General features: G+C 46.9%; 21 protein-coding genes and 1 tRNA gene. 4 read left to right on the forward strand and 18 right to left on the reverse strand.

Annotated features, from left to right (window positions below; all coding sequences use genetic code 11):
• Positions 1–5: 5 nt before the first annotated feature.
• The 3 genes from ICN25_RS08555 to ispD all read right to left on the reverse strand — a co-directional run bounded on the left by ICN25_RS08555 (position 6) and on the right by ispD (position 1,454).
• Positions 6–92 (reverse strand) — tRNA-Leu (locus tag ICN25_RS08555).
• Between the two features lie 81 nt (positions 93–173).
• On the reverse strand, positions 174–677 hold the full coding sequence (gene ispF / locus ICN25_RS08560; RefSeq protein ID WP_216181447.1) for a 2-C-methyl-D-erythritol 2,4-cyclodiphosphate synthase: 504 nt from the start codon (positions 675–677) through the stop codon (positions 174–176).
• Positions 678–704: 27 nt separating this feature from the next.
• A complete protein-coding gene (gene ispD, locus ICN25_RS08565) occupies positions 705–1,454 on the reverse strand; it encodes a 2-C-methyl-D-erythritol 4-phosphate cytidylyltransferase (protein WP_216181451.1) in 750 nt (249 codons plus the stop codon).
• Positions 1,455–1,477: 23 nt separating this feature from the next.
• On the opposite strand from ispD, the gene mfd reads away from it, so the two are divergent.
• Both mfd and serB read left to right on the forward strand, forming a co-directional pair.
• Positions 1,478–5,032 carry a transcription-repair coupling factor gene (gene mfd, locus ICN25_RS08570; RefSeq protein WP_216181454.1) on the forward strand — a complete coding sequence of 1,185 codons (3,555 nt, stop codon included), beginning with the start codon at positions 1,478–1,480 and terminating at the stop codon, positions 5,030–5,032.
• A gap of 20 nt (positions 5,033–5,052) precedes the next feature.
• Complete coding sequence (gene serB / locus ICN25_RS08575) at positions 5,053–5,943, forward strand: phosphoserine phosphatase SerB (protein ID WP_216181457.1); 891 nt, start codon at positions 5,053–5,055, stop codon at positions 5,941–5,943.
• Between the two features lie 38 nt (positions 5,944–5,981).
• On the opposite strand, the gene ICN25_RS08580 is transcribed toward serB, so the two are convergent.
• The 7 genes from ICN25_RS08580 to ICN25_RS08610 all read right to left on the reverse strand — a co-directional run bounded on the left by ICN25_RS08580 (position 5,982) and on the right by ICN25_RS08610 (position 13,586).
• Positions 5,982–7,166 carry an acetyl-CoA C-acyltransferase family protein gene (locus tag ICN25_RS08580; RefSeq protein ID WP_216181460.1) on the reverse strand — a complete coding sequence of 395 codons (1,185 nt, stop codon included), beginning with the start codon at positions 7,164–7,166 and terminating at the stop codon, positions 5,982–5,984.
• Between the two features lie 79 nt (positions 7,167–7,245).
• Positions 7,246–8,604: a 30S ribosomal protein S12 methylthiotransferase RimO gene (gene rimO, locus ICN25_RS08585; RefSeq protein ID WP_216181463.1), complete on the reverse strand. Its 1,359-nt coding sequence runs from the start codon at positions 8,602–8,604 to the stop codon at positions 7,246–7,248.
• 2 nt (positions 8,605–8,606) lie between these two features.
• Positions 8,607–9,167 (reverse strand): polyhydroxyalkanoate synthesis repressor PhaR, encoded by a 561-nt coding sequence (gene phaR, locus ICN25_RS08590; RefSeq protein WP_215335018.1) that lies wholly within the window; start codon positions 9,165–9,167, stop codon positions 8,607–8,609.
• A gap of 116 nt (positions 9,168–9,283) precedes the next feature.
• Positions 9,284–10,024 (reverse strand): 3-ketoacyl-ACP reductase, encoded by a 741-nt coding sequence (locus tag ICN25_RS08595; protein WP_216181466.1) that lies wholly within the window; start codon positions 10,022–10,024, stop codon positions 9,284–9,286.
• Positions 10,025–10,045: 21 nt separating this feature from the next.
• Positions 10,046–11,680 carry a class I poly(R)-hydroxyalkanoic acid synthase gene (phaC, locus tag ICN25_RS08600; protein ID WP_216181469.1) on the reverse strand — a complete coding sequence of 545 codons (1,635 nt, stop codon included), beginning with the start codon at positions 11,678–11,680 and terminating at the stop codon, positions 10,046–10,048.
• 102 nt (positions 11,681–11,782) lie between these two features.
• Positions 11,783–12,562, reverse strand: a complete 780-nt coding sequence (gene pgeF, locus ICN25_RS08605; protein ID WP_216181472.1) for a peptidoglycan editing factor PgeF — start codon at positions 12,560–12,562, stop codon at positions 11,783–11,785.
• Positions 12,546–13,586 carry an RluA family pseudouridine synthase gene (locus ICN25_RS08610; RefSeq protein ID WP_216181475.1) on the reverse strand — a complete coding sequence of 347 codons (1,041 nt, stop codon included), beginning with the start codon at positions 13,584–13,586 and terminating at the stop codon, positions 12,546–12,548. Before ICN25_RS08610 ends, pgeF begins: the two co-directional genes overlap by 17 nt.
• A 20-nt stretch (positions 13,587–13,606) precedes the next feature.
• On the opposite strand from ICN25_RS08610, the gene ICN25_RS08615 reads away from it, so the two are divergent.
• Complete coding sequence (locus ICN25_RS08615) at positions 13,607–14,479, forward strand: outer membrane protein assembly factor BamD (RefSeq protein ID WP_216181478.1); 873 nt, start codon at positions 13,607–13,609, stop codon at positions 14,477–14,479.
• 39 nt (positions 14,480–14,518) lie between these two features.
• Here the strand turns inward: ICN25_RS08615 and alr are convergent, their stop codons facing one another.
• Positions 14,519–15,643: an alanine racemase gene (gene alr, locus ICN25_RS08620; protein ID WP_216862896.1), complete on the reverse strand. Its 1,125-nt coding sequence runs from the start codon at positions 15,641–15,643 to the stop codon at positions 14,519–14,521.
• A gap of 50 nt (positions 15,644–15,693) precedes the next feature.
• Between alr and lplT the strand changes: the two genes are divergently transcribed.
• Positions 15,694–17,013, forward strand: a complete 1,320-nt coding sequence (gene lplT, locus ICN25_RS08625) for a lysophospholipid transporter LplT (RefSeq protein WP_216181481.1) — start codon at positions 15,694–15,696, stop codon at positions 17,011–17,013.
• Between the two features lie 9 nt (positions 17,014–17,022).
• On the opposite strand, the gene ICN25_RS08630 is transcribed toward lplT, so the two are convergent.
• From ICN25_RS08630 to meaB, 7 genes are read right to left on the reverse strand one after another with little or no spacing between them, the layout of a single operon-like run.
• On the reverse strand, positions 17,023–17,577 hold the full coding sequence (locus tag ICN25_RS08630; RefSeq protein WP_216181484.1) for a hypothetical protein: 555 nt from the start codon (positions 17,575–17,577) through the stop codon (positions 17,023–17,025).
• A 2-nt stretch (positions 17,578–17,579) separates the two neighbouring features.
• Positions 17,580–18,125, reverse strand: coding sequence for a ribosomal protein S18-alanine N-acetyltransferase (gene rimI, locus ICN25_RS08635; protein ID WP_216181487.1), 546 nt, complete (start codon positions 18,123–18,125; stop codon positions 17,580–17,582).
• Positions 18,118–18,840, reverse strand: a complete 723-nt coding sequence (gene tsaB / locus ICN25_RS08640) for a tRNA (adenosine(37)-N6)-threonylcarbamoyltransferase complex dimerization subunit type 1 TsaB (RefSeq protein WP_255536738.1) — start codon at positions 18,838–18,840, stop codon at positions 18,118–18,120. The genes rimI and tsaB overlap by 8 nt, the downstream gene beginning before the upstream one ends.
• A 17-nt stretch (positions 18,841–18,857) precedes the next feature.
• On the reverse strand, positions 18,858–19,322 hold the full coding sequence (locus tag ICN25_RS08645) for a VOC family protein (protein WP_216181489.1): 465 nt from the start codon (positions 19,320–19,322) through the stop codon (positions 18,858–18,860).
• An 8-nt stretch (positions 19,323–19,330) separates the two neighbouring features.
• Entirely contained in the window at positions 19,331–21,355 is a 2,025-nt protein-coding gene (gene accC, locus ICN25_RS08650; protein WP_216182266.1) for an acetyl-CoA carboxylase biotin carboxylase subunit, read from the reverse strand.
• A gap of 26 nt (positions 21,356–21,381) precedes the next feature.
• The gene (locus tag ICN25_RS08655) at positions 21,382–22,914 is read right to left on the reverse strand and encodes an acyl-CoA carboxylase subunit beta (RefSeq protein ID WP_216181492.1); all 1,533 of its coding nucleotides are present in this window, start codon (positions 22,912–22,914) and stop codon (positions 21,382–21,384) included.
• A gap of 9 nt (positions 22,915–22,923) precedes the next feature.
• Positions 22,924–23,949 (reverse strand): methylmalonyl Co-A mutase-associated GTPase MeaB, encoded by a 1,026-nt coding sequence (gene meaB, locus ICN25_RS08660; protein ID WP_216181495.1) that lies wholly within the window; start codon positions 23,947–23,949, stop codon positions 22,924–22,926.
• Positions 23,950–23,962: the final 13 nt, after the last annotated feature.

Genomic DNA, 23,962 nt, shown 5'->3' on the forward strand with positions numbered 1-23,962 from the left:
TCTTGTGGTGCGAGGAGGGGGACTCGAACCCCCACACCATTGCTGGCGTCAGGACCTAAACCTGGTGCGTCTACCAATTTCGCCATCCTCGCGCGAATTCCGCAAACACTACCGAGCTGAAGCTTCACTCTAAAGACCGTAATTCTACAATGCTTAGCGGTTTTGGAGGATATTTAGGCCTTATAAAGCAAAGCCACGGCATGGACTGCAATACCCTCGCCTCTACCTAAGTGCCCAAGGGATTCATTGGTTTTAGCCTTCAGGTTGACATGGCTTGGTGTGACAGCCAAATCTGCTGCGATATTGCGGACCATATCGGGCAAAAAAGTGGCTAATTTGGGCTTTTGGCAAATAATCGTCGCATCGACGTTACCCACCTGAAACCCAGCAGCCTGAATCTTCTGAAGAGCGGCTCTGAGCAAAATACGGCTATCCATATCCTTAAACTGGGGATCGGTATCTGGAAATAGCTGGCCAATGTCATTCAACCCAGCAGCGCCTAGCAATGCATCTGTTAATGCATGCAATAAGGCATCCGCATCTGAATGCCCTAGTAGACCTTTATCGCTAGGAACATGAACGCCACCTAATATCAATTTACGATCCGCAACTAAGGCATGAACGTCATAACCTTGACCAATACGAAACTGAGGGATGTGGGAAGCGTTTGAAGTCATTGAGTTGTCGTTATAGGTTCTGAGAGCTTAATTGCTGGATGCCTGCAAGATGGTTTGCATCAAATCCCAATCTGCTGGGTGGGTTACTTTGAAGTTACGAGTAGCGCCCTCTATTAATAGTGGGCTAGAGCCTGCAAGCTCGATTGCACTTGCCTCATCTGTAATATCGGCTTCCAGTCGTATGCCCTCTTCAATTGCATCATGCAGACGTTTTAGACCAAACATCTGGGGCGTTTGCGCCTGCCAAAGATGATCACGAGAAATTGTCTTCATCGCCCTATTGGGATTGCCGGCAATTGCGGAGTTGGCATCAGCCATTTTTAAGGTATCTGCTAAGGGCATAGCCAAGAGACCTCCCTCACCAGCTTGAGTGACAGCACGAATCAGTTTTTGAATCAGCTCGGAAGAAATTCCAGGACGAGCAGCATCATGAACGAGCACCCAATCAGTCTCCGGAATGCCTGCCTTGAGCATGGCTGCCAAAGTATTTCTGACGGTTTCTTGACGAGTTGGACCACCGCTCGGAAGAAATTCAATGGAGGCAGACTTACTGGAAAGTGAACTCAAGATCGGGTTGTCGATAAAGCCGGGGCTAACACCCACCCAAATAGAGGCAATCTCCGGGGTGGCAACAAAGGCTTCCAAGGTATAGGCCAGCATTGGTTTGCCCGCCAATTCCTGAAACTGCTTTGGCAAGGCTCCACCAAGTCTAGATCCCGTTCCAGCCGTAGGTAACAAGGCGTGACATTGGGGTGAAGATTGATTTGCTGGGTGCATACCTGATTCTATAATGAGCGGAGATGTCTGATGCATTAAAACTAGCACCCCCCATACCCGCACCCCGGGCTGGGCAGCGCTTTACCTTTTCAGGGCTAGTTGGTTCATCAGATGCCGCATTAATAGCTCAATCCGCACTGCGGTACCGATCTGAATTCTCAGTCATGGTTATTTTCTGCGCTCAGGCCCAGGAAGCCCAGCGTCTTTTAGAAGAAATCCCAGCCTTTGCCCCACAGCTCAAGACACGTTTATTACCTGACTGGGAAATTCTGCCGTATGACCATTTCTCACCTCACCAGGATTTAGTCTCAGAACGCTTAGCGACGCTCTATGAATTACTTAACGGCAGTTGCGACATTGTTTTGGTGCCAATTACTACGGCTTTGCAACGACTCGGCCCGCCAAACTTTTTATCTGGCCACACCTTCTTTTTTAGACAAGGTGACAAGCTCAATGAGGCGGCACTAAAACTTCAGTTGCAGCAAGCTGGCTACGATCCTGTTAGTGCAGTCATGCGTCCAGGTGAATACAGTATTCGTGGCGGACTAATTGATTTATTTCCAATGGGCTCAAGCCTGCCGTATCGCCTGGATCTCTTTGGTGATGAGATTGAGCAAATTCGAGCTTTTGATCCAGATACCCAGCGCAGCCTCTATCCCGTTAAAGAAGTTCGTCTATTACCAGGACATGAATTTCCATTTGATGATGCTTCACGCACCGCCTTCCGCGGCAGGTGGCGCGAAGTATTTGAAGGCGATCCAACACGTTGCTCAATTTATAAAGATGCCAATCTCGGAATTCCCAGTGCTGGTATCGAATCGTACTTACCCCTCTTCTTTGAAGAGTCATCGACAGTCTTTGATTACTTCCCCCGCTCGGGCGACCCTGTATGGCTAGTAAGCATCGGTGATGTTGAAGAATCTATTAAGGGCTTTTGGAAGGACACGCTTTCTAGATATGAATTCTTAAAGCATGATCTTGATCGCCCTATTCTTCCGCCGGCAGAGTTATTCCTGGATGTGGATCAATTCTTCACAGCAGCCAAACCCAATGCGCGTTTGGCATTGGATAAAGAAGCGGATAAAGAATCAAAAGCTGCCCCGCAATTTTTAGCTGTTCCTGATTTGGCAGTCCATCGTCGTGATGCCGATCCGATGAATCGTTTGCGCGCTTTGGTTTCTCAAGAAAAAGTGCGCGTTCTCATTTGCAGCGATAGCAATGGCCGCAAAGAATCCATTCGCCAACTCTTTGATGAGAGTAATTCAGTTGCTGGACAAAATGGTAAGCCACTCTACCCATTAAAGCCAGAAGGCTTTGAAGGTGTTGCTGACTTTATTAAGAGTGATGCTCTATTTGGCTTGGTCACAGCGCAACTCTTTAATGGATTTACTTGGCCCGCTGAAAACCTCATTGTTGTTACCGAGGCTGAGCTCTTTACCACCACTGCACGTCAACGTCGCAAGGGTAAAGAAAGTGAGAGCGCCGATCCGGATATGCTCTTTAAGGATTTATCTGAGCTCAAGATTGGTGACCCCGTTGTTCATTCAGATCATGGCATTGGCCGCTATCAAGGTTTAGTACTACTCAATTTAGCGCCACCCAAAGAAGAGCCTATTTTTGAAGAGTTCCTGCACTTGGTTTACGCCAAAGATGCAACCCTGTATGTACCAGTGCAACAACTGCAGATGGTGACCCGATATGCAGGCTCTGACCCTGACTCAGCACCATTGCACCAATTGGGTTCTGGTCAGTGGGATAAGGCAAGGCGTAAAGCTGCGCAACAAATTCGGGATACCGCTGCTGAGCTATTAAGCCTGTATGCAGCAAGAGCGATTCGCAAGGGTCATGCCTTTGAATTCTCAGCCCATGACTATGCTGCATTTGCAGAAAGCTTTGGCTTTGAAGAAACGCCAGATCAAGCCAATGCGATTGCCGCCGTAATTGGCGATATGACTAGTGGTACACCTATGGATCGACTGGTATGTGGTGATGTGGGCTTCGGTAAGACTGAGGTTGCACTTCGTGCCAGCTTTGTTGCAGTGATGGGTGGTAAGCAAGTGGCCATCTTGGCGCCAACCACCCTACTCGCAGAACAACATGTCGCAACCTGGAAAGATCGATTTGCCGATTGGCCTGTGCGCATTGTTGAGCTCTCACGCTTTAAAACCACTAAAGAAATTAATGCAGCCCTAGAGGCGATCGCTAAGGGCGAGGCTGACATCATTATTGGCACACATAAGCTTCTTTCAAAAGAAACTCAGTTTGCTAATTTAGGCCTGGTTATCGTCGATGAGGAGCATCGCTTTGGCGTGCGTCAAAAGGATGCACTCAAGGCATTGCGCGCTGAAGTAGATATCCTGACGCTGACTGCAACCCCTATTCCGAGAACACTTGGCATGGCAATGGAAGGTTTGCGTGAGTTCTCGATTATTGCAACAGCACCACAGAAGCGTTTGGCCATCAAAACATTTGTGCGACGTGAAGGCGATGGCGTTATTCGTGAGGCCGTGCTTCGAGAGATTAAGCGTGGTGGTCAGGTCTACTTCCTCCACAACGAAGTGGAAACCATTCAAAACCGTAAGCATGCTTTGCAAGAGCTCATTCCAGAGGCTCGCATTAGCGTAGCGCATGGTCAAATGCATGAGCGTGAACTCGAATCGGTCATGCGTGAATTTGTGACTCAACGCACCAATATCTTGTTGTGCACCACCATTATTGAAACGGGTATTGACGTTCCGACTGCTAACACCATCATCATGCATCGCGCAGATAAATTTGGATTAGCGCAATTGCATCAATTGCGTGGTCGTGTTGGCCGCTCACATCACCAAGCCTACGCCTATTTGCTAGTTCCGGACCCTGAGGCACTCAGTAAGCAAGCACAACTACGTTTAAATGCGATTCAAGCCATGGAAGAACTGGGGTCCGGTTTCTATTTGGCAATGCATGACCTAGAAATCCGAGGCGCTGGTGAAGTTCTGGGCGATAAGCAATCTGGTGAAATTCATGAAATTGGATTTCAGCTATATACCGAGATGCTCAATCGTGCAGTGAAATCCTTGCGCAGCGGTAAAGAGCCCGATCTACTATCTCCTCTGCAGGCCACTACCGATGTCAATCTCGGTGTACCTGCCCTCTTCCCGAATGACTATTGCCCCGATGTTCATGAACGCCTCTCCATGTACAAGCGCTTCGCTGGTACAAATGATTTCTCCGAACTCATGGGATTGCGTGAAGAGTTGGTAGATCGCTATGGTGATCTGCCTGACCAAGCCAAATCCCTATATGAAACCCATCGACTACGACTAGAAATGGCTGGCTTTGGAATCAAGAAGATTGATGCTAGCCCAGCATCCATTCAGATCCAGTTCATACCCAATCCTCCGATTGACCCGATGAAAATCATTCAATTGATTCAGTCATCCAAATACATTCAGCTCAATGGGCAAGATAAGTTAAAAATTCTTCCCCAAAAAGAGAAGGATTTTGAGAAACTAGAGCAACGTCTAGACCATATCCGGAAAATTCTCAGAAGCCTCAATGAATCCGCCATGCTCAATACTGTTCAAGCAAATTAATTACTGACTGCTAATCCCACATGTCTAAGCACCTTACCCTCGTAGCTCTTGCTAACACCCCAATCACTTCACAATTAAATACTGCATTGATTGCGCATGCAAAAGTCTTAGGTAGTGAGATAGCCAAGGACAACAATGAACAAGAGCATTCGAAATATTTCACTACTCGCTGGACCTACTCTCAAGACTTACCGCCGGAAGCAAGGGTTGCCATGCGTGATATTGCTGCTGCACACGATGCGGATTTGGCTTTCATTTCCCCAGGATTTAATCCAGGTGAAGTGAAGGTGCTAGCAATGGATATGGACTCGACGCTGATCAATATCGAGTGCATTGATGAGATTGCCGACTTCACAGGCAAGAAAGCTGCCGTTTCAGAAATCACTGAAGCCACTATGCGTGGCGAGATTAAAGATTTCAAAGAAAGCTTGCGCAGACGCGTAGCCCTTCTGGAAGGCGTATCTGCTGATGTATTGGAGTCAGTCTATCGCGAACGTTTGCGACCTAACCCTGGTGCTGCGGAATTGCTAGCCGGGGCAAATGCTAAAGGTTTGTACACCTTGCTAGTTTCTGGAGGCTTCACTTTCTTTACCCAAAAGCTGCAACAGGAGTTGGGCTTCAAGCAAACTCAAGCAAATACTTTAGAAATCATTGATGGCAAGCTGACCGGTAAAGTCCTTGGCGATATCGTTGATGGTGCAGCGAAGAATGCTTATCTAGAGCAAGCCTGTACTCTCATGGGTTGTAGTAAAGGCAACTCCATCACCATGGGTGATGGATCGAACGACTTGCCAATGATGAATGGCTCTGGAATCAGCATTGCCTATAAAGCAAAACCAATCGTCAAAGAAAAAGCCGACGCGGCTTTTGACCGAGTCGGCTTGGATGCTGCCTTACTACTCATTGCCTAACGCACTTGGTTTAGGCTAGAGCAGCAAAAGAGCGCTGATTACAGGCGCTCAAAAATAGTTGCGATACCTTGACCGCCACCAATACACATTGTGACCAAAGCATATTTGCCTTGAACACGATGTAGCTCATGAATAGCCTTAGTAGCAATAGCGGCACCAGAGCAACCGATTGGGTGACCCAATGCAATCGCTCCACCATTGACGTTTGTCTTGGCTGGATCTAAACCCAAGCCTTTAGTTACCGCCAAAGCTTGAGCAGCAAATGCTTCATTGGATTCGATCACGTCGATTTGATCCAATTTCAGGCCAGCACGTTCAAGAGCAATCTTGGTTGCTGGGATTGGGCCTTCACCCATGATGTGGTTAGGTACACCAGCAACAGCGTAAGACACTAGGCGAGCGATTGGCTTATGACCAGCCTTCTTAGCCGCTTCAGCTTCAGCCAAAACGAAGAATGCTGCGCCATCATTAATACCCGATGCATTACCTGCAGTAACGCTACCGCCCTCTTTTTTGAAGACTGCTTTCATCTTCGCCAAAGTTTCCATAGTGGTATCTGGCTTGCAATGTTCGTCTGTATCAAACACAACATCACCCTTACGAGTTTTGATAGTGATTGGAACGATTTGAGATTTGAAGCGACCCTCTTTGATTGCATGCGCTGCACGACGATGTGATTCCACTGCGAGAGCATCTTGCTCTTCACGTGTCAGCTTCCATTTTTCAACGAGGTTCTCTGCAGTAACACCCATATGACCAACGCCAAATGGATCCGTCAATACAGAAACCATCAAGTCGATCATTTTGGTATCACCCATACGCGCACCACTGCGCATTGCTGGTGAACCGTACATACCGCGTGACATCACCTCAACACCACCACCGATACCGTAATCGCAGTCACCCAACATAATTTGTTGAGCAGTAGACACAATCGCTTGCAAACCAGAACTGCACAAACGATTTAAAGCCATGGCAACCGATTCCATTGGCAGGCCGGCTTGGATAGAAGCTACACGTGCTACGTAGGCGTAACGGTTATCTGTAGGGATAGTGTTACCAACAGTAACGTAATTAATTAATGCTGGATCTACGCCAGAGCGAGCAACCGCCTCTTTCATCACGATGCCGCCGAGCTCAGATGGCTCAAGGCTGCTCAATGATCCATTGAATGTGCCAATGGCAGAACGTACGGCACTTAAAACAACGACATCACGACTCATAACAATCCCCTTTACGGTACCTAAGTAGGCAAAATATTGACCTCAATAAAAGGCCAAAACACTATTTTTATTCCAATAGTCAAGTTTCGGCTATTAGGTCATGCCCTTGGGAGCTAATCACCGTTACTTTGATGATTTCGCCAGCCCGATAGCGCTTAGAAGGCTTGCTAGGGGGTAAAACCCTCACCAAACCATCAATTTCAGGGGCATCACCGATAGTTCGGCCAATTCCACCGGATTCATCCACGCGATCAATAATGACCTGAATGCGCTTGCCTATTTTTTTAGCAAGTCGTTTTGTCGAGATTTCTTCAGCATTGGCCATAAATCGAGCTCGGCGATCTTCGCGCAATGCATCTGGAACTGGGTTATCTAAGGCATTGGCAGTTGCACCATCAACCGGTGAATAAGCAAAACAGCCGGCACGATCAATTTGAGCCTCATCGAGGAAATTCAAAAGATACTCAAACTCCTCTTCCGTTTCACCTGGGAAGCCAGCAATAAAAGTGCTGCGAATTACCAAATCGGGACATGCAGCACGCCATGCCTGAATACGCTCTAAATTCTTTTCTCCACTAGCGGGACGCTTCATGCGCTTAAGTACATCTGGATGCGCATGTTGCAAAGGAATATCCAAATACGGGAGGACGCCATAACCATGATCAGAGAACTCGGCCATTAAAGGCAGAACATCATCAACGTGTGGGTAGGGGTAAACGTAATGTAAGCGCACCCAAGCTTGATGCTCTCTCGCAATTTGATTTAAAGCATTAACCAAATCAAACATGCGTGTCTTGACTGGTTTGCCATCCCAAAAGCCAGTGCGATATTGAATATCAACGCCATAGGCACTCGTGTCCTGAGAAACGACCAGCAATTCTTTTACGCCAGACTCAAATAATTTTTTGGCCTCTAGCAATACCTCACCAATCGGTCGTGAAACCAGGTCACCACGCAAACTAGGAATGATGCAGAAAGTGCAACGGTGATTACAGCCTTCAGAGATCTTGAGGTACGCATAATGCTTTGGCGTGAGCTTCACACCAATCGGCGGTAGTAAATCAGTAAAGGGATCGTGAGGTTTAGGCAGATGCAAATGGATAGCCTGCATCACCTCTTGTGTGGCGTGCGGGCCAGTAACCGCAAGGACTTTAGGGTGAATACTCTGAATGAGATCGCTGCCATCAGCATTTTTACGAGCACCAAGACAGCCCGTAACAATCACCTTGCCATTCTCGGATAAGGCCTCACCGATTGCTGCAAGACTCTCCTCTACAGCAGAGTCAATAAAGCCACAGGTATTCACAACTACGAGATCGGCGCCAGAATAATCCTTGGCAGTCTCGTAACCCTCAGCACTTAATTGAGTGAGGATAAGTTCAGAATCAACTAGGGCCTTGGGGCATCCCAAGGAAACAAAACCAACTTTACCTGCCACAACTACTCTTTTTCTGTTGGGTTAGGTTGACCTGGAAATGGGAAACCTTTAAATATTGTTGGGGAGTTTTGCATTTGCTCTTGCATCTTCACAAATAGGTCTTTGCTTTGCTCCATGTAGTTACCCATCAAACCTTGCATCATTGGGTTTTGAAGATTCATCATCTTGGCCCATGCTTCAGGAGTGCTACCTGCACCCAAGCCCTGTGTTTGATCGCCAAGCTTATTGTGGATATCCACGAAAGATTGCATGGTCTTTTCAAGATAGCTACCCATCAAACCTTGCATGGAGTTTCCATAAAAGCGAATGATTTGAGAAAGCATTTGAGTAGAAAACACCGGCGCTCCGCCAGCCTCTTCTTCCAAAATAATTTGTAGCAAGATATTGCGCGTTAAATCATCTTCAGTTTTTGCATCAACAACGCTAAAAGCATCGCCAGCCATTACTAAATTTTTGATATCAGCCAGCGTGACATAAGTGCTGGTTTGGGTGTCGTATAAACGACGATTGGGATACTTCTTAATCAAGCGGCTATCGCCTGCTTTTTTGGAACGTGTGGCCATGTAATTTTTTCCTAACTCTCGGTACTGCAATGCAACATCGGCATAGTTTATCCCTAGTTTGACCTTAAGGTAAATATGCCGATGTGCAGACCACTAAAACTGCATTTTTAAGGTGTTTAACCTGTATGCAGACCGCCATTCAAGGAGAAATCAGCGCCAGTCGCATAGCCACCATCGTCGGAAGCAATCCAGCAGCAAATTGAAGCGATCTCTTCTGGAGTGCCCAAACGCTTAACCGGAACGCCAGCAACGATCTTCTCCAGAACATCTTCACGAATAGCCTTAACCATATCTGTACCGATATACCCAGGAGAAACTGTATTAACAGTCACACCCTTGGAGGCCAGCTCTTGTGACAAGGCCATGGTAAATCCGTGCAAACCTGCTTTTGCAGTGGAATAGTTGGATTGACCAAACTGGCCCTTCTGACCGTTCACTGAGGAGATGTTGATAATACGACCCCAGCCGTTATCAGCCATGCCATCAACCACTTGCTTAGTCACATTGAACAAAGAATTGAGGTTGGTATCAATTACTGCTTTCCACTGCTCTGGAGTCATTTTACGGAAGACGCTGTCTTTAGTAATGCCAGCGTTATTGACCAAAACATCCACACGCCCTACTTCAGCTTTCACTTTATCGAATGCAGCAACGGTACTGTCCCAGTCGGAAACGTTACCTTCAGAAGCAATGAAGTCATAACCTAGAGCTTTTTGCTCGCCAATCCAGCGATCTTTACGCGGGGAGTTTGGACCGCAACCAGCGATGACTTTAAAGCCATCTTTGGCGAGACGTTGACAAATAGCAGTGCCAATACCACCCATACCACCAGTTACGTATGCAATTTTTTGAGACATGTATTACCCCTTATGAAAATATTATTGAGCAACTGCGGATACTTTTTCTTTCACGTACTTACCAGGCGCCGCTTCTAGTTTTTTGTACTGTGCATTACCAAACGATTTGCTAGCTTTAATTTTCTTGCCACCAAACTGTTCTAACCATTGAGCGTAGTTAGGCCACCAACTACCCTTGATATCTTTTGCTGCAGCTAACCACTCGTCTGCAGTCTTCGCCAATTTATTGTTTTCAAAATAATGACGTTTATTTTTTGCTGGTGGATTGATCACTCCAGCAATGTGTCCTGACGCTCCCAAGACAAAACGATTCTTGCCTTTCAGGATATGAGTGGACTCATAAGCTGATTTCCAGGGCACGATGTGGTCATCATGCGATGCGTAAATATATGCTGGAACAGTGATCTTGCCTAAGTCAACCTTTTCACCGCAAACGGTGAGCTTGCCTGGTTTAATTAGTTCGTTTTGTAGATAGGTATGGCGCAGATACCAGCAGTACATTGGACCAGGTAGATTAGTAGAGTCACCATTCCAATAGAGCAAATCAAATGGCGGCGGAGAATTTCCTTTTAAGTAATTCTCAACAACATAGTTCCACACCAAGTCATTTGGACGCAAGAAAGAGAATGTATTACCCAGGTCTAAACCCGACATCATCCCGAAATGACCGCCCTCACCACCAATGGTGCTTTCGCGTAACTTGACCATGCCTTCATCAATAAAGACATCCAGAATTCCAGTATCAGTAAAGTCTAATAACGTGGTGAGCAAGGTTAAGCTAGCAACATAATCTTTTTTACGCGCCGCTAATACAGCTAAGGCCGTAGAAGTTAAAGTTCCTCCAACGCAGAAGCCGAGCACATTAATCTGATCTGTTGCTCCAATCTCCCTAGTCACCTCAATTGCTTTAATGACACCTTCGCCAACGTAATCATCCCAAGTTACTTTAGACATGGAGGCATCAGGATTTTTCCAGGAAACCAAGAAAACTGTGTGGCCCTGCTCAACCATGTAACGCACAACAGAGTTATCAGGTTGTAGATCCAAAATGTAGTACTTATTAATACAAGGCGGCACCATTAAATAGGGTCGCTCATAGACGGTCTCAGTCAATGGCGTGTATTGAATCAACTCAAAGAGATCATTGCGAAATACCACCTGACCTTCTGTTGTTGCAATATTCTTGCCAACCTCAAAAGCACTTTCATCAGTCAGTGAAACTTTGCCTTTTTTCAAATCTCCCAGCAAGTTCACTATTCCATTTTGAATAGACTGACCTTGTGAACTAATAATGTTTTCAAGAACTTCTGGATTAGTGGCAATAAAGTTTGAAGGCGATAAGGCATCAATCATTTGCTCTGTAGCAAACAAAATTTTGGCCTTGGTTTTTTCATCGGTATCAACTGCATTTGCGAGTGCCTGCAAATGTTTAGAGTTCAACAAATAAGTTGCGGCAATCATTTTGCTCCAAGACGAATGCCAAGCTTTACCAGAGAAGCGGCGATCTTTTACTTCAATAGATTCTGGATTAGTTGCAAGATGCGCGAATTCAGCGAAGTATTCTTTTTGAATTTCTGCCAAACGCTCTGGTGGAATTAACGCCATGTGGTGTGGAGCCAGTGATGGCGCAACACCTGTATTCATACCTGCAAACATAATGATCTCGTAAAGTTATTGAGACCATTCTCCATCTATCAGGCTGGAAGGGTTATACGCACTAACCCTAGCCCTAGGGCTAAGCTAGTAATAACCCCGAGATTATCTTTCAGAAGATATCCAAATCAATGAAGCAAAACGGCCGGTTTCTTTATCTCTGCGATAAGAGAAGAATCTATCCGAATCATTAAAGGTGCAAAAGTCACCACCATCAATTTGCTCAACACCCAATGACCGTAATCGCTTTTTGGCAAGCAAATATAGATTTGCCAAGTACTTTCCGGGGCTCCCAGCAATTGGCGTAAATGCCTTTGACAAAATATCTTGGCCTTGGGGAGCGAAAGCCTGCAGCACATCTTCACCCACCTCAAATGCTGTCGGACCGATGGCGGGACCCATCCACACAACAATATCCTTCGGACTGAGTCCTGGCGTTATGGCAAGCATTGCTTGAAGAGTATTTTCAAGAACGCCACCGCTTAGACCGCGCCAACCAGCATGTGCTGCCCCAATAACTCCCCCACTCTTGCTTGCAAACAGTACTGGCATGCAATCTGCAGTCAGAATCGCCAGCACCTCATTTGGAATATTGGTGACAGCAGCATCAGCCTCAAATGGTTTATCAGTGGAGGCGTTTCTGGAGGCTGGAGTGCTAACAGTCACACCATGAATCTGTTTCAGCCAAAGTGGTTCAGCAGGAAGATGTGATCTCACGATGCTGCGGTTATGCAGAACGTCTACTGAATCATCACCGGCATTCAGTCCAAGGTTGAGAGTATTAAATGGTGAACTGCTGACACCGCCATGGCGAGTTGTACAAAAGGCCTTCACTTGTTGCGGTGCAACCCAGCTTGGCTCAATCCAATTAATTGCGTTGGTCATTTTTGATGGACGCCATTAATACCTCTTCCTTGGGTAAATCTACTTCACTCATCCCCAGCAGTGGCAATAAATCGATTAAATCTTGCGGAGGTAGCCTAAACCAGGTCATGACTTCATGGGTTGCTGGGTGTTGCAGGCTAAGAGCGTAAGCGTGCAAAGCTTGGCGACTGAAAGGCAATGATTTGGCCGCACCAGGGGTGCGCTTGCGATAAACGGGATCCCCTAGGAGTGGAAAACCTAAGGACTCCAAGTGAACCCGAATTTGATGGGTACGGCCTGTCTCTAGGCGGCACTCCAGCAGGGCCGTAGGACTTTCAGCGAAAGCCCCTTTAGCCAAGCGCCGAAACAGCGTTGCTGCAGGCTTGCCCTGGGGTGAGCCAGCCGCCATTTTGAGGCGATCACGCTGATCACGGCCAACGCTTGCTAATACCTTCCCCTGAGATGGAGCATCCCCCCAAACCCATGCGAGGTAGCGTCGACCTACTGTCCTCTCCTGTAACTGCCTCACAAGGGAGGTTTGGGCGATATCCGTACGGGCCACCACCATTAATCCAGAGGTATCTTTATCCAAGCGGTGAACAATTCCGGCTCTTGGTAATTGCTTAAGCTCAGGAAAGCGATGCAAGAGGCCATTTAACAAAGTACCCGTCCAATTACCAGCCGCGGGATGAACCACGAGCCCAGCGGGCTTATTAATAACAATGACCGTGCCATCCTCATAAACGACATCTAAGGGGATATCTTCTGGCGCAAAGGCAAATTGTTCCGGCATTTCTTGCGGAAATACCTTAATACTCTCGCTCCCACGGAGTAAATGGCGGACTTTAGTGACTTTTCCATCAACCGTAACAGCCCCAGCCTCAACCCAGGCCTTCAGCCGATTCCGGGAATAATCAGGCAAAGCGCCGCCAAGGAACTTGTCTAAACGCTCTCCGCTGACCTCAGGAGGAACTTCTAGGGTAATGAAATCCTCATCATCGATATAATCAATGGGATTCGAATCGGGAGTATGCGGCAATGCCACGCTTAAAGAGCCTTTTAGTTATGTCGGACGTTATTACAGACGCCAGTTTAAGGCTTGCTGCCACCGTTGGGTCATCTTCCAGAAAATCCCTTATATCTTTATTTGTTGGTGCTAGCGCAGCCTGCCTAATTCTCGGTGGGTGTGCAGGTAGTGACGGCTCAAAGGATGATTCAGATCTTTGGTCTGAGACCAAGCTTTACTCTGAAGCTACCGACAAATTAAATGATGCTGACTACGCTAAGTGCGGAAAGTATTTTGAGAAGCTTGAAGGTCGATTCCCATTTGGCCCTTATTCACAGCAAGCCCAAATCAATGCAGCGTATTGTTACTGGAAAGGCCAGGAACAAGCCCAAGCTTTAGTTGCTATTGATCGCTTCATCAAACTACATCAAGGAAGTCCAAATTTAGATTACGGCTACTACCTCAAGGGCTTGATTAGTTTTAATGATGACTTAGGTTGGCTTGGTAAATTTACTGGACAAGATTTAAGTGAGCGCGATCCAAAAGCAGCTAAAGAAGCTTTTGAATCTTTCAAAGTTGTTGTTGAGCGTTTCCCTGATAGTAAATATGCGCCCGATTCTTTAGATCGTATGCGCTATATCGTGAACTCATTAGCAGAGGCTGACGTGATCGTTGCTCGCTTCTACTATCAACGTGGCGCCTACCTAGCGTCAGCTAATAGAGCGCAACTTGTTATCCGTGATTACGATCGTGCACCTGCTGTTGAAGAGGCACTCTACCTTCTTACGAAGTCTTATGAAAAGCTGGGTATGACTGACTTGAGTAATGATTCGCTGCGCGTATTCAAACTCAACTTCCCCGATAGTCAAATGATGGTTACCGGTCAACGCGTTCAAAAAGAGCGTCGTTGGTGGCAGATCTGGAATAAGTAATTATCAAATAAGATAGATGCAATCAAGTAGCGCAGCGCGTTACTTGATTACTACCGGCACCCTTTGCGCCAAGGCGCAAATAAGTTCATAGCCAATCGTTCCGCTCATCTGAGCCACATCGTCCACCGGCACTTCTTGACCCCACAGCTCAACTACACTGCCAATCTTGGCATTGGGTGCTTCACGCAAATCAATCGTTAGCATGTCCATTGATACACGCCCAACAATCGGACAAATCACGCCGTCACCTTGAGCATCGGCTGCATCAACCCAAACCGGTGTGCCATCTTCCGCATGACGGGGGTAGCCATCGGCATAGCCGCAAGCAATTACACCGATACGCATATCTTCTGGCGCCTGATAGCGGCCACCATAGCCAACGCGATCACCCTTCTTTAATTCTTGAATATCGATGATTTCACTACGCAGTTGCATAACTGCTTGAAGCTCAGAGCGAACAATATCGGCATGCACTCCAGTAGGTGAAACTCCATACAACATGATTCCAGGGCGAACCCAATCACCTAGCGCATTGCGATGCCAGAGTATTGCCGCTGAATTAGCTAAGGAGCTTGGAGCTTCTAAGCCCTCAGTTGTCTGCTCAAAACAGTCCATTTGCTCACCTACCGACGGCGCTTGATCTACTTGATCAGCATTTGCAAAATGGGTCATGTGATGCAGGTGATAACCAGCAGCATGTAAACGGTGAAAGGCTGTTCGGTACTGCTCCGGTCTAAAACCAAGGCGATTCATGCCGGAATTGAGTTTTAAAAAGAGATTGATTGGGTGACCCGAATGATTGACGAAGGACTCCAGCCATGCGACTTGCTTCTCACTGTGGACTACCAAATCACATTTGAGCTTACTTGCTAGTTCTAGCTCTTGTTGAGTAAAAAGGCCCTCTAAAAGCAGGATACGACCTTCCCATCCATGCTCCCTAAGCCATTGTGCATCTGCAATATCCAGCAAGGCAAAACCATCTGTGGACTCCAGCCCTTTAAATGCAGCCTCCAGGGTGTGTCCATAGGCCTTAGCCTTTACGACTGACCAGATTTTGGATTCCGGGGCGAGTTCACGAATACGGCCTAAATTATGACGAAAGGCATCAGTGTGTATAGTTGCCAAAATTGGCCTATTTATCAAGCGATTAGCCGACGAGCTCATATCCACCCCTCCTTTCATGTTTTAATTACATTAATGACTAGATTGTACGAATGAACCGTAGTTTTTACATCATTATGGCGGCGCAATTTTTTTCGTCGCTTGCTGATAACGCATTGCTGATCGCAGCAATCGCCCTCTTGGTCCAGCTTAACGCTCCGGCCTGGATGACTCCTTTACTCAAATTATTCTTCGTTCTCTCTTATGTATTGCTGGCAGCCTTTGTGGGAGCCTTTGCTGACTCCCGCCCCAAGGGTAATGTCATGTTCATTACCAATACGATTAAGTTTATTGGCTGTGTAGTGATGCTCTTTGGTAGCCACCCTTTACTGGCTTATGCCATTGTTGGTCTTGGGGCTGCTGCCTACTCACCAGCTAAATACGGCATCCTGACTGAATTACTCCCACCAGAGAAGCTAGTTGCTGCCAATGGATGGATTGAAGGCCTCACAGTAGGCTCCATCATCATGGGAACAGTGCTCGGTGGCGTCCTCATTAGTAAAAGCGTCTCTGAAAGCCTTTTGGGCCTAGATATTCCAGTCCTAGAGACCAGCATTGATACCGCTGCTGAATCAGCCATTCTGATCATCATGATGATTTACGTATTGGCTGCTCTGATCAATTTACGCATTCCGGATACTGGGGCGCGCTACGAGTCACAAAAAACCAATCCAATCGAGTTGGTAAAGGACTTTGCTGTTTGCTTCAAAACCCTCTGGGCCGATCGACTTGGACAAATCTCCTTGGCAGTCACAACCCTATTTTGGGGTGCGGGCGCTACCCTGCAATTTATTGTGATTAAGTGGGCCCAAGTGGCCCTGCATATGACTTTGTCTCAGGGAGCCATTCTTCAGGCAATCTCGGCCTTTGGTGTTGCCGGAGGAGCTGTGTGGGCAGCTTGGCGGGTTCCGCTTCGTAGCTCTCTCAAAGTTCTTCCTTATGGCATTGCCATGGGTCTTGTGGTCTGCGTCATGGCAATTTACAACTCAGATATGTTGCCCAATACAACGCTTTGGACTATTGGCAAGTTTGAAATCTCCTTGAACCTCTTGCCAGCCTATTTCTTATTAATATTGGTTGGATGGCTGGCTGGTTACTTTGTAGTTCCAATGAATGCCCTACTTCAACATCGCGGACATGTGTTGATGTCTGCGGGTCATTCCATTGCCGTGCAAAACTTCAATGAAAACATTTCTGTATTGATGATGCTCTTAATCTACTCTGGATTAATTTGGCTAGATGCACCGATTCAGGCAGTAATTATTGGCTTTGGTGTTGCTGTAAGCGCAATCATGTGGCTAGTGATCAAACGTCATGCTGCCAATCAAGCTGAATACGACTCAATGCATTTGATTGGCGAGCATAAGCACTAAGCGCAAAGCTTAGATATTTTGCAATACCGATTTAGCAAGCAGTAGATCCTGCCAAAATAGCGCCTTATCCTTTGGCCTAGCGATCAGTTGATTCAACTCAAAAGTAGCAATCAGCGGCAGATCCTCTGCGCCATCTGCATTAAAAGCTAAGACAGTTTCGCGAAGCTCTGGAAGTGCATCACGTTCACCTGATAATTTTTGAGCGGCTGGGCCACCAAAAGCTAAGGCGACTATTGGTGTTCCGTCTTGCGGCAACAATTCTGGATTGAGCTTGTCGGCCGGATTTTTCCAAGACCACTCTTGTGGAGTCAAGCCAAGAACGCGAATGATGTTCTGAAAAAGTACTTCTGCGTCACCTTGAGGTTTGCTACCAAAAAACCACCATATTCCAGAAGAAGTTCGCTCGCGTGCCTCGGAGACATCGGAGGCTGCAGCAGCGATTGACTCTGCCTGTTGGATGGCCGCCTCTGAAGAAGCCATTACTTGGGCTTGAGCTGGAACGGCATCACGTGAAGTCCACTCGGTAATACCCATCTCTTTTAGAAAGGCAGAATTTGTACTCATATTCATGCCTCAAGCTTAATCGATTTAGCTAAAACTAGAGCATCTTCACGCAATCCGCTTGCTGCATCAACTGGGTAGTAGTTTTTGCGCAAACCAATTTGCTCGTATCCTAGGCTTTGATAAAGCTTTAAAGCAGCTTCATTGCTGGGACGAACTTCAAGAATAATCCGAGGCATTTTTTGCTGTGCCGCCACACCCTCGATTGCATTCATCATCTTTATGCCAATACCCAGACGACGCAACTTTGGTGAAACGGTGATGTTTAAGAGATGTAACTCATCTACCGCTGGAAATAAAATACAGTAAGCCCAGAGAACTTCGGGATCTAAATAACTGCCCTTTACCGCATCTGATAATTGAGGTCGCACGCAATATGCCCAATGCCCAGCAGCAAGTGAATCTGAGAAATTGCCCTTTGTCCAAGGATGAATGTGCGAAACAGATTCAATGGCCAGGACAGAATCTAAATCTGCCACCGTCATAGGCAAAAATGAAAGCTCCGATACACCTTCAGTACTAGCGTGTAAGGAATGGATGTTATCAACCATGTTGTTGACTTCGTTCCGCAGAGGTCAATGCCACCTTGTTACGGATATACAGAGGCTCCAGCAGATGCACATCTTGCTGGAGACCTTTGCTCCACATTTCCTCAGCGCAAGCCAAAACGCCTAGAGCATTGACTCCGATAGCGGAATCAAGATGAGTGCTTGCAAATGGATGTGAAGCATTGGTAAATAGTCGATCACCAAATTCTAAGAGCGCACTACCAGCTAGAAAATCAATACTTGAAAGCTCCAAAGCCTCTGGTGGCGTCAGATGTATTTCTCCCTGCCGCTGAGGCAATTGATTGGCCAGAATCTTGTAGCTAGCCCAATAAGCCTCTTCCATACGGGCATCAACTGCAATTACAAATGATTGAGCCCCTGAAGCAATAAACGCTGGAGTTTGAACGAGTTGACTAGCAATGGCATCTAGACTCGCTACAGGTAAAACTGGCAGTCTTGCCGCAATCGCTAGACCCTGAACAGCAGCAACACCTAAGCGCACTCCAGTGAAGGCTCCGGGACCATTACCAATCGCAATCGCATCAAGAGAAGAAAGTTCAATAGAAGCTTCGGATAACAACTCTTCTACCCAAGGTAATAAGAGTTGGCTAGCGCCAGCCGACACTTTTTGGTGGCGAACTAAAGGCGCGGCATCAGGTAAAGATAAAGCCACCGAACACCAAGCTGAGGAGGTGTCGATGGCCAATATACGGGTCAATTTGGACTCTCTAGATTCTATGAACTCAGACCCGCAATGATATCTGGTGGCGCCTGAACTAGCTCAATCAATACACCTTCACCACAGAACGGAAACTCCTCATTGCCCTTCGGGTGAACAAAGGTGATGTCATACCCCGCAGCACCCTTACGAATACCGCCTGGAGCAAAGCGAAGACCTTGAGCTGACAACCACTCAACAGCCTTTGGTAGGTCGTCTACCCATAGGCCAATGTGATTTAAAGGTGTTTGGTGAACAGCAGGCTTCTTTTCAATATCGAATGGTTGCATAAGATCAACCTCAATCTCATGAGCACCTTTGCCGATAGCACAAATATCTTCATCAACGTTCTCACGCTCAGAGACAAAAGTGCTCTTGAATTCAAAGCCCAATAACTCAACCCAAAGCTTACGGAGGCGATCTTTATTCTCGCCACCAATAGCAATTTGCTGAATTCCCAAAATCTTAAATGGTTTAGTCATAGCTAGCCTTATTCGAAGCGAATGATCAATTGATCGACCGCTAAGCTTTCGCCAACATTGGCGCAGATTTCAGCAACGACGCCATCTTGTGCAGCAACGAGTGTGTTTTCCATTTTCATTGCTTCAATGGCGGCTAATTTCTGACCAGCAGTGACTGCTTCGCCAACCTTTACGGAAATGTTGGTCAAGAGACCAGGCATTGGAGACATGACTAACTTGGAAGTATCTGGTGGAACCTTAACCAACATACGACGTTGAAGTTCAGCACCTAGAGGGCTTAAGACCATACATTCGTAATGCGCTCCATCTAAGACGAGTGCGTATTTAACGCCCTTACGCTCAACTTGAGCAGTGATCTTATGTGTGCCATTAATGGTTGCACGCAAGCAAAGCTCGCCTGGACGCCAATTGCTAACGATGTTGTAACGGCTAACATCACCCTCCTCTTCAATATAAACAGAGTAGACGGTATCCTTCAGATCAACGCGAACAGGAATCTCTTGAATCTCTTCGCTTGATCCGACTCGTGCGCCAGTAACCACTACAAACTTCTTCGCAATTGTCATTTCATGACCGGCCAATTGACCGTCAATCATCTTGATATGCTCAAGATAGCGATAGCGCATAAATGCCGCTAAGGCTGCTAAACGCTTCGGATCAGCTGGCTGAACAGAATCCTTTTTGAAACCATCTGGATACTCTTCAGCAATAAAGCCGGTAGTGAAGTCGCCCGATACAAATCGTGGATGCTGCAAAAGCGCTGCCTGGAAAGGAATGTTTGAATGAATGCCACGAATGACGAAGTCATTCAGTGCAGCACGCATCTTCTCGATAGCTTCAGTGCGATCCTTGCCATGAACGATCAACTTCGCAATCATCGAGTCGTAGTACATCGGGATCTCGCCGCCCTCGTACACGCCAGTGTCCACGCGCACACCATCTAACTCTTCTGGTGGACGATATTTCACCAATCGGCCAGTAGATGGCAAGAAGTTGCGGAATGGATCATCCGCATTAATACGACACTCCATTGACCAACCATCAAGCTTAATATCTTCTTGCTTAAATGCCAGCTTCTCACCAGCAGCTACACGAATCATTTGCTCGACTAAATCCAAGCCGGTAATGCCTTCCGTTACTGGATGCTCAACTTGCAAGCGGGTATTCATCTCGAGGAAGTAGAAAGACTTGTCTTTGCCAACTACAAACTCGACTGTACCGGCAGATTGATAGTTCACAGCCTTTGCCAAAGCAACGGCTTGCTCACCCATTGCCTTACGGGTTGCAGGATCAATAAATGGAGATGGAGCTTCCTCAATCACCTTTTGATGGCGACGCTGAATCGAGCAATCGCGCTCGCCCAAATACACCACATTGCCATGTGAATCACCTAGAACCTGAATCTCAATATGGCGTGGGCCTTCAACAAACTTTTCAATGAAGATACGGTCATCGCCGAAGCTATTCATTGCCTCTGTTTTACAGGCAGCAAAGCCTTCAGCAGCCTCTTTATCATTAAATGCAACACGCAAGCCCTTACCACCACCGCCTGCTGATGCCTTGATCATCACCGGGTAACCGATTCCTTGAGCAATCTTGACCGCTTCTTCAGTTGTATCAATCGCTTCGTTGTAGCCAGGAATGGTATTCACCTTAGCTTCTAAAGCAAGCTTTTTGGAGGCGATCTTGTCGCCCATAGCCGCAATAGACTGATGCTTTGGTCCAATAAATACAATACCTTCTTCTTCGCAGCGCTTAGCAAACTGTTCATTCTCAGATAAGAAGCCATAGCCTGGATGAACTGCTTCAGCACCAGTATCTTTGCAAGCCTGAATGATGCGATCCATTACTAAATACGATTCGCGAGAAGGAGCAGGCCCAATACAAACAGCCTCATCAGCCATCTGCACATGACGCGCCTCTTTATCTGCCTCAGAGTAGACGGCAACCGTCTTAATACCCATCTTTTTAGCGGTTTTCATTACACGGCAAGCAATCTCACCGCGGTTTGCAATCAAAATTTTCTTAAACATTTTCGTAGTCATGATTTATCGGCGCCTTAGAGGGGAATGTTGCCGTGTTTACGTGGTGGGTTTGTGAGCTCTTTATCTTTCAGCATTGCCAAAGAACGTGAGATACGCTTACGTGTCTCATGCGGCAAGATCACATCATCAATGTAGCCACGTCGACCTGCCACAAACGGGTTTGCAAACTTCGCTTTGTATTCAGCCTCACGTGCAGCAATTTTTGCTGGATCCGATTTTTCTTCACGGAAGATAATTTCAACAGCGCCTTTAGGACCCATAACTGCAATTTCAGCAGAAGGCCAAGCAAAGTTAACGTCGCCACGTAAATGCTTAGACGCCATCACGTCATACGCACCACCGTAGGCTTTACGTGTAATCAGCGTCACTTTAGGAACGGTGCAGTCCGCATAGGCGTAAAGCAACTTCGCACCATGCTTAATGATGCCGCCGTATTCTTGTGATGTACCAGGCATAAATCCAGGCACGTCAACCAAGGTCACAACAGGGATATTAAAGGCATCACAGAAGCGAACAAAACGAGCAGCTTTAATAGATGCTTTGATATCTAAGCAACCTGCCAAAACTAAAGGCTGGTTTGCAACGATACCAATCGAGCGACCTTCCATACGCGCAAAACCGATCAAGATGTTCTTTGCGTAATCAGGCTGGAGTTCAAAAAACTCGCCATCATCAACAATTTTCTCAATCAACTCTTTCATATCGTAAGGTTGATTTGGATTACTTGGCACCAATGTATCAAGTGAGAAATCAGGCTCTTCAGTGCGCATTGCCCCATTGATCATGGGCGGCTTCTCGCGATTAGATAAAGGCAGGTAGTTGAAGAAACGACGGAGCATCATGATGGCATCAACGTCATTATCAAAAGCCAAATCACAAACACCTGAAATAGTGGAGTGAGTTACCGCACCACCCAACTCTTCTGCAGTCACATCCTCATGCGTAACTGTCTTAACTACTTCTGGGCCAGTAACGAACATGTAAGAACTATCCTTCACCATGAAGATGAAGTCAGTGAGTGCTGGTGAATACACGGCACCACCGGCTGAAGGGCCCATGATCAAAGAGATTTGAGGAATAACGCCAGAGGCAGTCACATTACGCTGGAAAATTTCCGCATAGCCACCCAATGAAGCAACACCCTCTTGAATACGTGCACCACCAGAATCATTTAAACCAATCACCGGAGCGCCTACTTTGAGGGCCTGATCCATGATCTTGCAAATCTTCTCAGCATGCGCTTCTGAAAGAGAGCCACCCAAGACGGTAAAGTCTTGTGAGAACACGAATACCAAGCGGCCGTTAATCATGCCGTAACCAGTAACAACACCGTCACCCGGAACAGTTTGATCAGCCATACCGAAATCGTGGCAACGATGCTCAACGAACATATCCCACTCTTCAAAGGTGCCCGCATCTAGCAAGAGTTCAATACGCTCGCGTGCGGTGAGTTTGCCTTTGGAATGTTGAGCGGCAATACGCTTTTGCCCGCCACCTAATCTGGCAAGTTCGCGCTTTGCTTCAAGCTGTTGAATGATTTCCTTCATAACTACTCCTTAGAAAAATTCGTGTCCCATTGCTTCGAGTAAACGTCTCGCAGCAACAGAAGCGGCCATGGTTCCTTGATTTACCTCGGCACTCAGACTGGGTAAAAGTGTTTGTACTGCTGGGTGATTCTGAAAAGCATTCTTAAGGCCAGCATCAATGCGATCCCACATCCATGCTCCAGCCTGCTGTTTACGGCGGGATTGCAATTTGCCATTAGCGTTCTGCAGTTTCTGAAAATGCAGAATTTTTTCCCATAACTCAGGGACGCCATTACCCTCTAGAGCGCTTAAGGTCATGACCGTAGGATGCCAATACTCTTGATCGTGCGAGGCATGGTCTGGGTTCCCTTGAAAACCCAAAAGTCGTAGAGAGCTTGTAATAAATAATTGTGCGCGCATAGCGGCATCTGGATCGATGTCAACCTTGTTGATCACAATCAGATCAGCAATCTCCATCACGCCTTTTTTAATCGCCTGCAGGTCGTCGCCAGCATTAGGTAATTGCAATAGCAAGAACATGTCTGTCATGCCAGCAACTGCAATTTCACTTTGACCAACACCGACGGTTTCAACAATCACAATGTCAAAGCCTGCGGCTTCAGCAACCAACATCGCTTCACGCGTTTTCTCTGCTACGCCGCCTAATGTGCAAGATGACGGGCTCGGACGAATAAAGGCCTTATCTAGTACCGATAACCTCTCCATGCGCGTCTTATCACCCAATATGGATCCGCCAGATAAGCTTGAAGAAGGGTCAATGGCCAGAACGGCAACACGATGTCCCTTCTCAATCAGATACAGACCGAGGGTCTCTATCAGAGTGGACTTACCAACTCCAGGCACACCAGAGATACCAAGGCGAAATGACTTGCCTGTCTTTGGTAATAAGGTATTAAGCACCTCATCTGCACGCTTACGGTGATCCATGCGAGTAGATTCAAGCAAGGTGATGATCTTGGCCAAGGCCCGACGCTGCGCCGATGAAGGCGCACCGGTGAGATCATTCACCAAAGCTTGGTCAACTGCATTGAGCATGCTGATGTCTTTG

This window comes from Polynucleobacter sp. 80A-SIGWE (assembly GCF_018882295.1).
In the GTDB taxonomy this organism is placed as follows: domain Bacteria; phylum Pseudomonadota; class Gammaproteobacteria; order Burkholderiales; family Burkholderiaceae; genus Polynucleobacter.

Bases quoted from the DNA above. Each gene is read 5' to 3' on its own strand.
- ispF (WP_216181447.1), bottom strand. From the start codon at position 677: ATGACTTCAAACGCTTCCCACATCCCTCAGTTTCGTATTGGTCAAGGT.
- ispD (WP_216181451.1), bottom strand. From the start codon at position 1,454: ATGCACCCAGCAAATCAATCTTCACCCCAATGTCACGCCTTGTTACCT.
- mfd (WP_216181454.1), top strand. From the start codon at position 1,478: ATGTCTGATGCATTAAAACTAGCACCCCCCATACCCGCACCCCGGGCT.
- serB (WP_216181457.1), top strand. From the start codon at position 5,053: ATGTCTAAGCACCTTACCCTCGTAGCTCTTGCTAACACCCCAATCACT.
- ICN25_RS08580 (WP_216181460.1), bottom strand. From the start codon at position 7,166: ATGAGTCGTGATGTCGTTGTTTTAAGTGCCGTACGTTCTGCCATTGGC.
- phaR (WP_215335018.1), bottom strand. From the start codon at position 9,167: ATGGCCACACGTTCCAAAAAAGCAGGCGATAGCCGCTTGATTAAGAAG.
- ICN25_RS08595 (WP_216181466.1), bottom strand. From the start codon at position 10,024: ATGTCTCAAAAAATTGCATACGTAACTGGTGGTATGGGTGGTATTGGC.
- phaC (WP_216181469.1), bottom strand. From the start codon at position 11,680: ATGTTTGCAGGTATGAATACAGGTGTTGCGCCATCACTGGCTCCACAC.
- pgeF (WP_216181472.1), bottom strand. From the start codon at position 12,562: ATGACCAACGCAATTAATTGGATTGAGCCAAGCTGGGTTGCACCGCAA.
- ICN25_RS08615 (WP_216181478.1), top strand. From the start codon at position 13,607: ATGTCGGACGTTATTACAGACGCCAGTTTAAGGCTTGCTGCCACCGTT.
- alr (WP_216862896.1), bottom strand. From the start codon at position 15,643: ATGAGCTCGTCGGCTAATCGCTTGATAAATAGGCCAATTTTGGCAACT.
- lplT (WP_216181481.1), top strand. From the start codon at position 15,694: ATGAACCGTAGTTTTTACATCATTATGGCGGCGCAATTTTTTTCGTCG.
- ICN25_RS08630 (WP_216181484.1), bottom strand. From the start codon at position 17,577: ATGAGTACAAATTCTGCCTTTCTAAAAGAGATGGGTATTACCGAGTGG.
- rimI (WP_216181487.1), bottom strand. From the start codon at position 18,125: ATGGTTGATAACATCCATTCCTTACACGCTAGTACTGAAGGTGTATCG.
- ICN25_RS08645 (WP_216181489.1), bottom strand. From the start codon at position 19,322: ATGACTAAACCATTTAAGATTTTGGGAATTCAGCAAATTGCTATTGGT.
- accC (WP_216182266.1), bottom strand. From the start codon at position 21,355: ATGTTTAAGAAAATTTTGATTGCAAACCGCGGTGAGATTGCTTGCCGT.
- ICN25_RS08655 (WP_216181492.1), bottom strand. From the start codon at position 22,914: ATGAAGGAAATCATTCAACAGCTTGAAGCAAAGCGCGAACTTGCCAGA.
- meaB (WP_216181495.1), bottom strand. From the start codon at position 23,949: ATGCTCAATGCAGTTGACCAAGCTTTGGTGAATGATCTCACCGGTGCG.